The 14193-nt window shown below is 45.1% G+C and carries 14 protein-coding genes; 11 read left to right on the forward strand and 3 right to left on the reverse strand.

Annotation, left to right across the window (positions count from 1 at the left end; genetic code table 11):
- Positions 1 to 23 precede the first annotated feature (23 nt).
- Positions 24 to 356, forward strand: a complete 333-nt coding sequence (locus tag ACED59_RS01415) for a DUF1971 domain-containing protein (protein ID WP_012600152.1) — start codon at positions 24 to 26, stop codon at positions 354 to 356.
- A 223-nt stretch (positions 357 to 579) separates the two neighbouring features.
- A complete protein-coding gene (locus tag ACED59_RS01420) occupies positions 580 to 1572 on the forward strand; it encodes a 2-hydroxyacid dehydrogenase (RefSeq protein WP_017096278.1) in 993 nt (330 codons plus the stop codon).
- 120 nt (positions 1573 to 1692) lie between these two features.
- Here the strand turns inward: ACED59_RS01420 and ACED59_RS01425 are convergent, their stop codons facing one another.
- The 3 genes from ACED59_RS01425 to ACED59_RS01435 form a co-directional block, all read right to left on the reverse strand.
- Positions 1693 to 2565 (reverse strand): patatin family protein, encoded by an 873-nt coding sequence (locus ACED59_RS01425; RefSeq protein WP_017096279.1) that lies wholly within the window; start codon positions 2563 to 2565, stop codon positions 1693 to 1695.
- A 217-nt stretch (positions 2566 to 2782) separates the two neighbouring features.
- A complete protein-coding gene (locus tag ACED59_RS01430; RefSeq protein ID WP_004732174.1) occupies positions 2783 to 4234 on the reverse strand; it encodes a catalase in 1452 nt (483 codons plus the stop codon).
- A 199-nt stretch (positions 4235 to 4433) separates the two neighbouring features.
- Positions 4434 to 5603, reverse strand: coding sequence for a glycerate kinase (locus tag ACED59_RS01435; protein WP_371704972.1), 1170 nt, complete (start codon positions 5601 to 5603; stop codon positions 4434 to 4436).
- A gap of 427 nt (positions 5604 to 6030) precedes the next feature.
- Between ACED59_RS01435 and yiaK the strand changes: the two genes are divergently transcribed.
- The 9 genes from yiaK (at position 6031) to ACED59_RS01480 (ending at position 14190) form a co-directional block, all read left to right on the forward strand.
- Entirely contained in the window at positions 6031 to 7032 is a 1002-nt protein-coding gene (yiaK, locus tag ACED59_RS01440; protein WP_009845879.1) for a 3-dehydro-L-gulonate 2-dehydrogenase, read from the forward strand.
- Positions 7033 to 7056: 24 nt separating this feature from the next.
- On the forward strand, positions 7057 to 7545 hold the full coding sequence (locus ACED59_RS01445; RefSeq protein ID WP_012600147.1) for a TRAP transporter small permease: 489 nt from the start codon (positions 7057 to 7059) through the stop codon (positions 7543 to 7545).
- Entirely contained in the window at positions 7545 to 8825 is a 1281-nt protein-coding gene (locus ACED59_RS01450) for a TRAP transporter large permease subunit (RefSeq protein WP_009845881.1), read from the forward strand. Before ACED59_RS01445 ends, ACED59_RS01450 begins: the two co-directional genes overlap by 1 nt.
- Positions 8826 to 8846: 21 nt before the next feature.
- Positions 8847 to 9821: a DctP family TRAP transporter solute-binding subunit gene (locus ACED59_RS01455; RefSeq protein WP_012600146.1), complete on the forward strand. Its 975-nt coding sequence runs from the start codon at positions 8847 to 8849 to the stop codon at positions 9819 to 9821.
- Between the two features lie 96 nt (positions 9822 to 9917).
- Entirely contained in the window at positions 9918 to 10628 is a 711-nt protein-coding gene (locus ACED59_RS01460; RefSeq protein ID WP_017096280.1) for an L-ribulose-5-phosphate 4-epimerase, read from the forward strand.
- A gap of 10 nt (positions 10629 to 10638) precedes the next feature.
- The gene (locus ACED59_RS01465) at positions 10639 to 11502 is read left to right on the forward strand and encodes a Cof-type HAD-IIB family hydrolase (protein ID WP_012600144.1); all 864 of its coding nucleotides are present in this window, start codon (positions 10639 to 10641) and stop codon (positions 11500 to 11502) included.
- Between the two features lie 48 nt (positions 11503 to 11550).
- Positions 11551 to 12039 carry a YhcH/YjgK/YiaL family protein gene (locus ACED59_RS01470; protein ID WP_017096281.1) on the forward strand — a complete coding sequence of 163 codons (489 nt, stop codon included), beginning with the start codon at positions 11551 to 11553 and terminating at the stop codon, positions 12037 to 12039.
- The gene (locus ACED59_RS01475; protein WP_017102303.1) at positions 12039 to 13532 is read left to right on the forward strand and encodes an FGGY-family carbohydrate kinase; all 1494 of its coding nucleotides are present in this window, start codon (positions 12039 to 12041) and stop codon (positions 13530 to 13532) included. Before ACED59_RS01470 ends, ACED59_RS01475 begins: the two co-directional genes overlap by 1 nt.
- Complete coding sequence (locus tag ACED59_RS01480) at positions 13525 to 14190, forward strand: 3-keto-L-gulonate-6-phosphate decarboxylase UlaD (RefSeq protein WP_017096283.1); 666 nt, start codon at positions 13525 to 13527, stop codon at positions 14188 to 14190. Before ACED59_RS01475 ends, ACED59_RS01480 begins: the two co-directional genes overlap by 8 nt.
- Positions 14191 to 14193 lie beyond the last annotated feature (3 nt).

Consider the following 14193-nt stretch of genomic DNA (forward strand, 5'->3'; position numbering starts at 1 on the left):
AAAATACAGACAAGAGGTTTTATATGAGTCATTTACGTATTCCGTCACACTGGAAAATTCAACGTTCAACGCCATTTTTCACCAAAGACAACATACCGGCTGCATTGCTTAATCACCACAACACCGCAGAAGGTGTATTCGGGCAGATCTGCGTAATGAAAGGCACCGTCACCTTCTATGGTTTTGCCGATGCCGACGCGACAGAACCAGAAAGTGTTATCACGATCCAAGCAGGGCAATTTGCCACAAGTCCACCTCAATATTGGCATCGAGTAGAGCTGAGCGACGACGCACAATTCAACATTAACTTCTGGTCTGAGAAAGAGACTAAGAAGATGTTCAACACCCGAAAGTAAGATCCATTCAATATTGATGAACTTATAAGCAAGCTGCCTCGTACTGTGATTTTTAATGTTCAATAAGTGAAGACAACAGACCAAATAACCATAGTAATTACAATGACTAATGGTGATAGACAAGAGAAAAAAACTCTAGCAAACTGAACAGAGTTATTAGTTTTAATCCCGTTTCAAAGAATGAATCAGTGGGTTATTTATATTTTAGGTAAGAGAGGAAGCCATGCTCAACATTGCTTTTTTTAGCTCAAAATCATACGACGAAAAATCATTTGAACTGGCAAAAGGCGAACTCAACGCCGAGTTCCATTTTCACGATTTTCGACTCACTACAACAACAGCAAAAATGGCGCACGACAACGAAGTGGTTTGTGCGTTTGTAAACGATGACCTATCGCGAGACGTGTTAGAGATTCTTGCTAAAGGCGGTACCAAGCTGATCGCGATGCGCTGTGCGGGCTTTGATAAAGTCGACCTAGACGCAGCCAAAGAGTTTGGTCTGCAAGTGGTTCGCGTTCCGGCTTACTCACCAGAATCGGTAGCAGAACACACGGTTGGCATGATGATGTGTTTGAACCGTAAACTACACAAAGCATACCAACGCACTCGTGATGCGAACTTCTCTCTTGAGGGTTTGGTTGGCTTTAACTTCCACGGTAAAACTGTTGGTGTGATCGGCTCTGGCAAAATTGGGCTAGCAACCATGCGTATTCTGAAAGGTTTAGGCATGAACATCCTATGCTACGACCCATACCCGAACCCATTGGCAAAAGAACTGGGCGCTAAACACGTTGAGCTCGACGAGCTTTACCAAGAATCTGACGTGATTTCTCTGCATTGCCCAATGAGTAAAGAGAACTACCACCTGTTGGATGCAACGGCATTTGAGAAAATGAAAGATGGCGTGATGATCGTCAACACCAGCCGTGGTGAACTACTGGATTCAACCGCCGCAATCGAAGCGTTGAAACAAAGCAAGATTGGCGCGCTTGGCCTTGATGTCTACGACAACGAGAAAGAGTTGTTCTTCCAAGACAAATCTAACGATGTGATTGTGGATGACGTATTCCGTCGCTTATCTGCTTGTCACAACGTATTGTTCACAGGTCACCAAGCCTTCCTGACTAAAGATGCTCTGTTCAACATTGCCAATACAACGCTCACCAGTGTTGATGCCTTTTTTACAGGTAACACCAGCGGCAACGAACTGGTTTAACAACAACTTGAGTTAATAGCAGACTGAGTTAGTAATAGACTCAATCTAGAAACACAAAGCCACGCTATTCCTAAGTGAACAGCGTGGCTTTTTCGTTTATCCAGTATTCTAAAACCGTTCCTAGACGCAGAAATGACAATCTTCGGTATCTAAGCCATAGACACCGTTTCTAATGGCAAGGTGCTCTTCCCCTGCTTTCACACCCATCTCATAACCTGCATTCAAGACCGTTTGATCCATTGTCAAACGCTTCACTGCAAACGCTTCTGGTGGCGCAATCACCTTGATGGTCGCATCTTTTGGAGGGTTACGAATGAACTCCAAAGACTGGTTATAGTTTTCGGCACGCACCGCCATCGACTCTGCAATATTCGGGAATTTCTTTAGCAGCTTTTTCAGCATCCACTGATACTTCTGCGGCTTCATTCGGTAGCTTAATGGGTGAGAAAGAATCACCGTAATGTCTCGTGCACCACGACGATAGGCTTCGCGAACCGGAATAGAGTCGGCTACACCACCATCGGTATAACAACCACCAGAGAAGCACGGTGTTTCACGGTAAGCGATAGGTAGAGCTGTTGTTGCTTCAACCACGTTAGAAAGGTTTTCTGGCTTGATGTGATAGTAGTCTGCACTGCCAGTATCGACGTTAGTTACAGCAGCAATTAAAGGAACACTTGAGAACAGCTGACCGCAATCAAGCGGATAACGTTGGTTAGATTCATCCCACAACCACTTAACGTCGACCAAATTGCCACCTTTAGCAAAGCGAGCAGGGTTAAAGAACGTTTTATCGGTCGCCATAGTGGTGATCACGTTGTAGCTACGCTTCGGAGCTTGAGATAAGTAACCAACCAAATTGGACACACCTGCTGATACGCCGATGGCAAAATCATAAGGACGGAAATCGTCTTGCATAAAGGCGTCCAACACTCCTGCTGCGAAGATGCCTCTCATTGCCCCACCTTCAACGATTAATGCGCTCTTACTCATCTCAAACTCTTCTACTTTATAAACTGATAGTCGTAGAATAATCCGATCGTTCTTACAAAGATAATGGGATAAATTTATCAATTCGATAGGTAAAAACTATCAATGTGAATAGTTCAACTTTTCAATGATTTAGGGTTGCTTGATGATCAGCGAGATCAAAAAAGGCCATCGAGTGATTAACTCAACAGCCTTTCAACTATTTAAACGAGTGTATTGATTACGACTTAAATTCGCTCACGTCGATTTCAAGCAGTTTACCAATGCCTTCACCGTATGCAGGGTCGGCTTTGTAACAGTGTCTTAGGTGACGCAGTTGAATCTCTTTAGGAACGCCGCCTAGGTTACGAGCAGTGTTATCAAACAGAATCGCTTGCTTTTCTGGCGTCATCAAACGGAACAGATCACCCGGTTGCGAGAAGTAATCTTCGTCTTCGCGGTGATCCCAGTGCGCCGCAGCGCCATCTAGGTTCAATGCTGGTTCAGCAAAGTCTGGTTGCTCTGCCCATTGGCCTTCGTTGTTTGGCTCATAGCCAAGTGTGCTACCAAAGTTACCATCAACACGCATCGCACCATCACGATGGTAGCTGTGTACAGGACAACGAGGTGCGTTTACTGGGATATGCTGATGGTTAACACCCAAACGGTAGCGCTGTGCATCACCGTAAGCAAACAGACGGCCTTGTAGCATCTTGTCTGGTGAGAAGCTAATACCCGGAACCACGTTTGCCGGGTTGAATGCAGACTGCTCAACTTCAGCGAAGAAGTTTTGCGGGTTACGGTTCAATTCAAACTCACCCACTTCTATTAATGGGTAATCTGCATGAGGCCAGATCTTAGTCAAATCGAACGGGTTGTATGGCACTGTCGCTGCATCCGCTTCTGGCATCACTTGCACTTTCAACGTCCATTTAGGGAAGTCTTGGTTGTCGATACTGTCTAACAAGTCGCGTTGGTGGCTTTCGCGATCATTACCGATTAATTGTCCGGCTTCTGCATCAGACAGGTTTTTAATACCTTGCTGAGATTTGAAGTGGAATTTCACCCAGAAACGCTCGTTGTCTGCGTTAATAAAACTGAACGTGTGGCTACCAAAACCGTGCATGTGGCGGTACGTAGCAGGAATACCACGGTCACTCATTACGATGGTGATTTGGTGAAGCGCTTCAGGTAGAGATGTCCAGAAATCCCAGTTGTTTTTCGCGCTACGCATGTTGGTGCGCGGGTCACGTTTAACCGCGTGGTTTAAGTCTGGGAACTTAAGAGGATCACGAAGAAAGAATACTGGGGTGTTGTTACCCACCATATCCCAGTTACCTTCTTCGGTATAAAACTTCAATGCAAAACCACGGATATCACGCTCAGCATCGGCTGCACCACGCTCACCCGCTACCGTTGTAAAACGTGCAAACAGGTCGGTCTTTTTGCCTATTTCAGAAAACAGTTTTGCCTTGGTGTATTTGGTAATGTCATGCGTAACAGTAAATGTACCGTAAGCGCCTGAACCTTTCGCGTGCATACGACGCTCTGGAATGACTTCGCGGTCAAAATGCGCCATCTTTTCTAAAAACCAAACATCTTGAAGAAGTTGAGGACCGCGCTTACCTGCAGTTTGAACATTCTGGTTATGAGCAACAGGACAACCCGCAGCTGTAGTTAGTTTTTTACTCATGATCTATCCCTTAAGGTCCAAAGGTGCAGCAATAGTGAGTGCACCTTGATATTTATACTGGCTTCCTTTAAAAGCCCCAAAAATACTATGGATATAGAATAGACCTCTAATGGCATAAAATATAATCGTTTCTATTTATCGTTATAATCTATAAAACCTATTGAGCGACTGATTTAGGAATCATATTCTAAGGCACTGACTAATCGAGTATTTTCCTTCCTAGTTTAAGCGTCGCTGCAATATTCCTAGCCGTTCTTGCCAGATTTTTTTCCGCTTCTTTCAGAACTTGGTCAAGTGACTGAGGAGAACGAACCGTACCAAACAAGCTGCTCATTTCTCCATAAAGAGTTTCTACTTCAGTTCCCAATGAGCCAGCAATAGCTATGGTTGGAATGCCTTGTAAGCTCGCTCGTTTAGCCATGCCATAAGGCGTTTTCCCTTGCAGAGTTTGGTTGTCCATCTGCCCTTCGCCAGTAATCACCAAATCGGCACCTTTCAATAGATCATCAGCTTGCAAAACATCGAGCACCATCTCAATGCCGGGTTTAATTTGGATATTGAATAACAAACCAAGCCCCATCGGCGTACCACCAGCTGCGCCATAACCCACGCGCTTGTAAGCAGGCTCATCGCCACCGACATAACCTTGCGTTTCTGCAACTTGAGAAAAATTCTCAAGCGCCTTATCAAGCATTAAGACTTGTTCAGGTGTCGCTCCTTTTTGCGGACCAAATATATAGCTGGCACCGTTATCACCACACAATGGATTATCCACATCGCACGCCACAATCAACTCAATATCGGAGCAACGAGAATCGACGCCTGTAAGATCAATTGAAGCCAAATCCGCTAGCACAGCGCCACCTCGGCTGAGCTCTTGCCCTGCACGATCAAGCAATTTACCACCTAACGCTTGTACAATGCCTGCACCACCATCATTGGTCGCACTGCCACCCAAGCCAAGAATAATCGTTTGAGCGCCCTGCTCTATCGCTTCCAAAATCAGCTGCCCTGTTCCAAAAGACGAAGCAATCAAAGGATCACGCTGTTCTGGTTTCAGCAAGTCTAAACCAGACGCAGCAGCTATCTCTATCAAAGCCGTTTTATTTGGGTTCTGAGCCGACGGTTCTAACATCGCCCATTCAGCACCAACCAACTCACCCAATGGCCCTTCAACTTGATGGGTTCGCTTTTGTCCGGCTAAACCTTGTAGCAATATATCTACCGTACCTTCGCCACCATCGGCCAGAGGTAAAGTCACATAGTCAGCGTCAGGAAAGATTTCACGAAAGCCCTTTTCAATACACGCCGCCACCGATACCGCCGATAAAGATTCTTTAAACGAGTCTGGTGCAATAACAATTTTCATAGAAGCTGGCTCCAATACTTCACAAATATCTACCAAGCAATAGTACAAAAACAACAAAACCACTATATAGAAGACGGGTCAACTGTGCGTACTTCCCTCTCCGAATTTGACCAACACCTCAGATTTCACCGCCACTATTTTATATTCAGTAAAGTTACGGTTGGTTAATAACCCATCTTTTGACAAGTTTAATCCCGCCAAATTGTCGAATTTCACCTCAATTAGTCGTAGAAACCAGATCCTGAACACGCTTTTTGTTTCGCATTGCGGAATCTTTAAATCTTTTTGTTCCACTTTTTAACCAGTTAACAGTTATTAGAGAAAAACTTAATAAGGAAATATTTCGTAACTTTGCTCACAGAATTTTTTCGGAATAAAAACAATAATTGATTCCGTATTATGGAATTCAAATTATCGGAGAACACAGATGCCTTTAGTATCAACAGAAAAACTACAACAAGAATACGAACGAATCCTTTTAGCTCGCGACATGAAGCCAGAGATGGCAACCAAGCTTGCGGCTGGTTTTGTTGAGATGGCAAACGAAGGCACATACTCACATGGCATCAACCGTTTTCCTGTATTCATTGACCAAGTAGATAAAGGTCAAATCAAACTCAATGCAGAACCAGAATGCGTTAACAGCATGGGTGCACTCGAGCAATGGGATTGTAACTACGGTCCTGGCGTTCTTAACGGTCTTATCTGTGCAGAACGTGCCATGGAATTGGCTCGTGACTACGGCATTGGCATGGTCGGTATGCGTAATTCTAACCACTGGATGCGTGGCGGTGCTTACGTATTGAAAATGGCTCGCGAAGGTTTTGCAGGAATTGCATCAACCAACTCAATCGCAGTGATGCCAGCATGGGGTGGTAAAGATCACCGTGTTGGTTCAAACCCTCTCATCATGGCGGTTGCGGGCGATCCACCGGTGGTTGTTGACTGTTCAATGAGCCAATTTTCTTACGGCCAACTACAAAACTTCGTGCTTGCTGACAAAGAACTACCTGTTGTTGGTGGCTTTGACAACGAAGGTGAACTCACTAAAGACCCGCATGTACTGTGGGAAAACAAACGCCTACTTCCAATGGGTTTCTGGAAAGGTTCATCAATGGCAATCGTACTTGACATGATGCTAACGGCAATCACTGGCGGCCACTCAGTACCAGCGCTGACTGAAGATATGGGTGGTGAGTTTGGTGTATCTCAATTCCTTATCGCTATCGACTTAAGCAAGACAATGGATCAAAGCACTTACGCACAAGAGATGAAGCGCATCCGCGATTACGTGCTTGAGTCAGAGCCTGCAGAAACGGGTTCAGTGATGATTGCTGGTTCTGAAATTGAAAACTTCATTAAGAAACACGAAGCAGCTGGCGGCATTGAAATTAACGATGGAATTTGGGAACAAATTACGTCTCTGTAATTAGCCAAAGGTAGGGAAAGCGTTATGCAAAGTGTATTAAAGAGTATTTGGAAAAGTATCGATGTCATCATGGCGGTCATTCTGACCTGTATGGTTGCGCTCGTATTTACTAACGTAGTTTTACGTTATGGCTTTTCTTCTGGTCTTCGTCCCTCTGTAGAACTATCTCGCCTTGGTCTTGTATGGGTTGTCATGCTCGGTGCTGCCGTTGTGCTGCGCCGAGGTGAACACCTCGCTGTTGCGGAATTTTCTGAACGACTTTTCCCAAAAGCAGTACCCGTATTAAGACGTATCTGCTGGGTAATAGTACTGATTTCTGTCGGCATGCTTTACGTCGGTTCATACCGTCAAATGATGTCTAACTGGTCAGATATTTCTCAGCTTACAGGGCTTCCTTCAGCATTATTTTACTTAGCCGGTGTGGTGTCAGGTTTGTTAATGGGCGTGATTGCCTTTATGCGAATCTTCAAGCCCGACTGGCAGCTAGATAGCTTAGATGAGGAGAAAGAATAATGACGTTAGCCATTTTCTTATCGGTATTGATTGTCTCAATCTTACTTGGTCTTCCTGTTGCGTTTGCACTGTTATTGTCTTCAATGGCGCTGATGCTTCACATGGACTTCTTTAGTGCAGACATTCTTGCGCAGTCTTTAATTAATGGTGTCGACAGCTTCACTCTGCTTGCCATTCCATTCTTCCTCATTGCGGGTGAAGTAATGGCATCGGGTGGTTTGTCGCAGCGTATTGTTCGCCTAGCAACCACTTACGTGGGACACCGTCAAGGTGGCTTAGGTTACGTTGCAATCATGACTTCGGTACTGCTTGCTGGTCTCTCTGGCTCAGCTGTAGCTGATGCAGCAGCCTTGGTCAGTATTCTTTACCCAATGATGAAAGCAGCGAAATACCCAGAAGCACCTTCAATGGGCTTACTTGCTTCAGGCGGTATCATCGCACCCGTTATTCCACCTTCAATCCCTCTGATCCTTGTAGGTGTTGCTGGCGGTATCTCGATCAAAAACCTATTCCTAGGCGGCATCGTTCCTGGCCTGTTAATGGGTATGACATTGATGTTTGTGTGGCGCTGGACGGTTCGTAAAGAAAACTTAGAAACGTCTGAACGTGCAACAAAGGCTGAAAAACGCGCTGCACTTAAAGATGGCGTATGGGCATTGATGTTACCAGTCATCATCATTGTCGGTATTCGCTTTGGTATTTTTACACCGACAGAAGCCGCTGTAGTCGCCGCCACTTACGCTATTTTCATCTCAACGTTTGTTTATAAAGAACTCACTATTAAGAAGTTCTACCACATCGTACTCAACGCTGGTCGCTCGACCGCAATGGTTATGTTCTTGGTGGGTTGTGCAATGGTCGCTGCGTGGTTAATTACTGTTGCTCAGCTTCCTCAACAACTCGCAGAAATGTTAGGTCCACTGGTGGATAGCCCACGCCTATTAATGGCAGTAATTATGTTGCTCGTACTTTGTGTCGGCATGGTTATGGACTTGAGCCCAACGATTCTAATCCTTGTACCCCTTTTAATGCCTGTCATCAAGATGGCTGGGATTGACCCAACGTACTTCGGCCTACTGTTCGTTATCAACTGTTCAATTGGCTTGATTACGCCTCCTGTAGGCACCGTACTAAACGTAGTGTGTGGTGTAGCGAGAGTACCAATGTCGACTGCAGTGAAAGGTGTATTGCCCTTCATCGCGGCTTACATGGCTCTGCTCACACTGTTTGTCATCTTCCCAAGCATTATCACTGTGCCAATGTCGTTTGTCATTGGTTAATCCTCGACGGAGAAAATAATAATGAAAACCCTACTAAAACTTACTCTACTCGCTTCGACTATCGCAATGAGCTCTAGCGCTTTTGCCGCTACGACTCTAAAACTGGCGCACGCTGCACCAGAGTCGGATTTGCAACAAGACCTATCTTTGTTCTTTAAGAAAGAAGTAGAAGCTCGTTCAAACGGCGAAATCAAAGTAAACATCTACCCACAAGGTCAATTGGGCAGTGATAAGCAAATGATCGATGGTTCACGTGCTGGCATCGTCGATTTAGCGATGGTTGGCTTGAACAACTACAACGGCCTAATGCCTGAATCAGCGGCCTTCACTCTGCCGTTCATGTTCCCAGATCGTCAAACAGCATACAAAGTACTGGACGGCGAGCCGGGTAAAGAAGTGTTAGCGAACTTTGAAAAATTCGGTCTTAAAGGTCTTGGTTTCCCTGAAAATGGTTACCGCAACATGACCAACAACGAAAAACCTATTCGTGTTCCTTCAGATGTTGAAGGCCTACAAATGCGTGTGAATGGCTCGAAAGCGCTAAACGACATGTTCAATGAGCTCGGTGCTAACCCGCAGCAGCTTCCAGTATCTGAACTTTATACTGCACTTGAAACAGGCGTTGTTGACTCTCAAGACCACCCAATTTCTGTAACGCTGTCTTTCAAGTTTGATGAAGTACAAAAATACCTAAGCCTTACACAACATGCTTACTCACCATTAGTTCTAACAATGAACCTACGCAAGTTCGACAAGCTAACTGAAGATGAGCAAAAGATTATCGAAGAAGTTTCTGCTGAAGCCGTAGCAATGCAACGTGAGCTAAGCATCCAGAAAGAAGACAAGATGATTGCTCAACTAGAAGCAAACGGCATGCAAGTAAACCGTGACGTTGATGGTGCTGCTTTCCAACAAGCTATCCAACCAGTTTGGAGCGCTTACATCGAGAAAAATGGCGATGTGATGATCAACAAGATCAAACTAGCAGCTAAGTAACGTAATTGAGTGCGATTGCCTAGTCCTCTTTTTTAGCTAGGGAATTTAGCTAGGCAATCCGCTCGTCATTCACTCAATACAACATGGGCAAACACAATGTCTCAAGAACAAAAAACATACCAAGAATTAAAAGAACGCGTGTTCGCAGCAAACTTGCAACTTCCTAAATATGGCTTAGTGACTTTCACTTGGGGCAATGTCTCTGAAATCGACCGCGAACGTGGCGTGATTGCAATAAAACCGTCAGGTGTTGAATACGATGTAATGACGGCAGATGACATCGTTGTTCTCGATTTAGAAGGCAACCGCCTTGAAGGCAAGCTGAACCCTTCAAGCGACACGGCTACGCACATTGAGCTTTACAAAGCCTTCCCAACCATTGGCGGCATCGTTCACACACACTCTCGTAATGCAACAATCTGGGCACAAGCCGGGCGAGACATTCCAGCGCTTGGAACCACACACGCCGATTACTTCTACGGTGATGTGCCTTGTACTCGCCTACTAACAAAAGCTGAGATTGAGTCAGATTACGAGAAAAACACAGGCTTGGTGATCATCGAAGAATTCAACCAACGTGATATCGACCCGCAAGCAATGCCAGGTGTCATCATCGCAGGCCACGCACCATTTACATGGGGCAAGGATGGTTCAGATGCAGTGCACAATGCAGTGGTAATGGAAGAGATTGCTGCCATGGCAACAGCCACTCGCGCTATCAGTCCAGAAGTAGCGATTCAACCTGAGCTGCTAGATAAACACTACAACCGTAAACACGGCAAGAACTCATACTACGGACAGAAGTAAGGCCTCGCACATGCATAAGTCATCACCGCATAAGTCCTATAAACATAAATTGGATAAGCACAAGCTATTGGCGTTAGATCTCGATGGGACGGTGCTCAACTCGCAGCACACGATTAGCCAAGAGTTAGTCGAAGCCATCAAGCAAGTCGCTCAACACACTCATGTGGTTATCGTTACGGGTCGCCATCATGTCGCGGCAAAACCTTATTACGATCAGCTTGGTTTATCGACGCCAATAATTTGTTGCAATGGCACTTACATCTTTGATTACCAGAACGATACGGTCATTCAAGAAAACGCAATCGACAAAGAAATTGCGGCTGAGTTTATCACCCTATCTCAAGCTCATGATCTGAAAATGGTGATGTATGTGCGTGATGCAATGCTCTACTCGAGAGCACGCCCTATTGAATACATGGAAGCGCTACTGACGTGGTCTCAAACCTTTCCAGAAAGCCAGCGACCAAACATTCAAAAGGTCGACGACTTCCAACATGAAGCACAAATTTCAGAGTATGTGTGGAAGTTTGTCGTTGAAGGTGAAGTAAACACATTCGCAGAGATTCCTTTTGTGAAAGAGAACTTCAACGGCGAACGATCTTGGATTGATCGTGTCGATTTCGCAGCAACAGGTAATAGCAAAGGTAATGCATTGACTCGCTACATTGAGCCGCTCGGTATCAGCCTAGAGCAGTGTGTCGCGATTGGTGATAACCACAATGACATTTCGATGCTTAAAGCAGCAGGACTTGGCATCGCAATGCAAAACGCAGATGACACCGTAAAAAGCTCAGCCAACCTAATCACGCCCAAAAACAATGATGATAAGACAGGGTTAGCGACGCTTTTACAAGACCTATTTAGTGCCCATTAATTTAAAGCATTGGCTTAATTAAGCTGTTTATATTTAAAGAGAATTTTTATGTTAGTCGGAAATACTCAACCTACGCAGATCAGCAAGTCGTACCCTGTCGTTATTCAAAACGTGCTTGAGTACTTGAACAGTCTCGACCAAGAAAAACTCGCATTAGGTCGCCATGAACTCCCTGGTTTTGATTCAAAACAGGCATGGTTTGTTGTATTGGAATATGACAAAGAGCCTCTAGGAAACTTCCAACCTGAAGTCCATAAATACCATTCTGACTTGCAGATCATTCTCGAAGGTTCTGAAGTGATGGCATGGGCTATAGACACTGGCGAACACAGCAACGCACAACCTTATAACCAAGAACGTGACCTTCAGTTTTACGAATACCCGGGGGTTGAGCTCAGCTTCATTCATGCAAAACGCAATCAATTTTATTTATTCACGCCAAATATCGTGCATATCACCAATATTGAAAATGATGACAGCCAACCGGTAAGAAAACTGGTGGTGAAGATTCACAACGATTTACTGGAAGCCAAATAATGAATTACTACATTGGAATTGATTCTGGCGGCACTTTTATGAAAGCCGCGTTGTTTAACGCAAAAGGTGAACAACAAGGTCTTGCCCGCGTATCGGCGAGCGTCATCAACGAAAAACAAGGTTGGGTAGAACGCGACCTAAACGCACTATGGGGTAACGCTGTCGATGTCATTAAGCAGCTTTTAGAGACCACAAAAGTAGAACCGACCTCTATCAAAGGCTTGAGCATTTCAGCCCAAGGCAAAGGCGTTTACCTTCTTGATAAAGAGGGACAAAACCTCGGCCACGGCATTATGTCTTCTGACTCGCGTTCACTGCCTATCGTTAAAGAGTGGCTAGAACAGGGTAAAGCAAAAGAGATCTATCCAACCACACTGCAAACACTGTGGACAGGTCACCCTGTATCGATTATTCGCTGGATCAAAGAAAACGATGCCGAACGATACAACAACATTGGCGCAGTGATGATGTCTCACGACTACCTTCGATATCGCTTAACGGGCGAAGTCGCAGCAGAACTGACCAATATTTCAGAAAGTAATTTTTTCAACTCCATCACTGGTGAGTATGACAAAGCACTTTTGGAAACCTTTGGCATCGAAGAAATTTGGGATGCGCTACCACCCGTTGTAAAACCTCAACAGCAAGCAGGGAAAATCACTGCGGCCGTTGCTAATGAAACCGGACTAGCAATAGGTACGCCGGTGTTCGGCGGTTTGTTTGATGTTGTGTCTACCGCGATCTGTTCTGGAATCAACTCTTCAGAAGATACCCTGAATTACGTGATGGGCACATGGGCGGTCACGTCTGGTATCTCAAAACAAGTGACTCAAGAATCACACAATTTTGTTTACGGCCATTACGCCGTCGATAACGAATACATCATTCACGAAGCGAGCCCGACTTCTGCGGGTAACTATGAATGGTTCGCCGACTACCTTGGTGAAAATGGCGAGCTTAACCACCAGCAAAATCAAGCGTTAGTCGAAGCATTAGATCCGGCATCAAGCAGTATCTACTTTGTGCCATTCCTTTACGGTTCAAACCAAGGGCTTGGCCTAAAGTCAGGCTTCTATGGTCTGCAATCGCACCATACTAAAGGGCACCTAATTCAAGCCATTTGGGAAGGCATTTTATTCTGTCACAACATTCACCTAGAACGTATGCGTCAGCGTTTTCCAAAAGCCAACAGACTAAAAGTGACAGGCGGCCCTGCATCTAGCCCTGTATGGATGCAAATGCTGGCTGACCTTACCGGCATGACCGTTGAAATATCAGACGTGGATGAAACCGGCTCATTAGGTGCCGCAATGATGGCAATGGTCGGCGCAGGTGAGTTCGCTTCATTAGAAGAATGTACTCAAGCCATCACTAATTCTACGTCACGTGTCGAGCCGAATCCTGAACACTACGACATATACCAAAAGAAATATAAGCACTATCAAAGACTGGTGCAGTTGTTTAAACAATTTGAGGATGAAATAGATGTCTAGCACTGTATTAAAACCATCTAAACCACTGCTACAAATGGCTCTCGATGCCACAGATATCGACACGGCATTAGCCTCAATAGAGCATGTTGCAGATAAGTTAGATGTAATTGAAATCGGGACGATTTTAGCCTTCGCCCACGGCGTAGATAGCGTAAGAATCCTACGAGAAAAATACCCAAATCACATCATTGTCTGTGACATGAAAATCACCGATGCCAGCGCCATTTTAACGCGTCTAGCGATGGGTGCCGGCGCTAACTGGGTAACAGTAAGTGCAGCAGCACACATCGAAACTATTCGTTCAGCGAAGAAAGTAACGGATGAATTCGACGGCGAAGTGCAAATTGAGCTGTATGGACACTGGACAATGGAAGATGCGCAAGCTTGGGTCGACATGGGCATTAAACAAGCAATTTATCACCGTTCTCGTGATGCGGAACTTGCTGGTGTGAGCTGGACCGAAGAAGATTTGATAAAAATGCAGAAATTATCGGATATTGGAATTGAACTATCCATTACTGGTGGTATTGTTCCTGACGATCTGCATTTGTTTAAGAATCTGTCTGCGAAATCGTTTATTGCTGGCCGAGCGTTAGCTGGTAGCAATGGACGTGACATCGCAGAAAACTTCCATACTGAAATAGGTAAACACTGGTAGCAC

This window comes from Vibrio sp. FF266 (assembly GCF_041439695.1).
Taxonomy (GTDB): domain Bacteria; phylum Pseudomonadota; class Gammaproteobacteria; order Enterobacterales; family Vibrionaceae; genus Vibrio; species Vibrio tasmaniensis_A.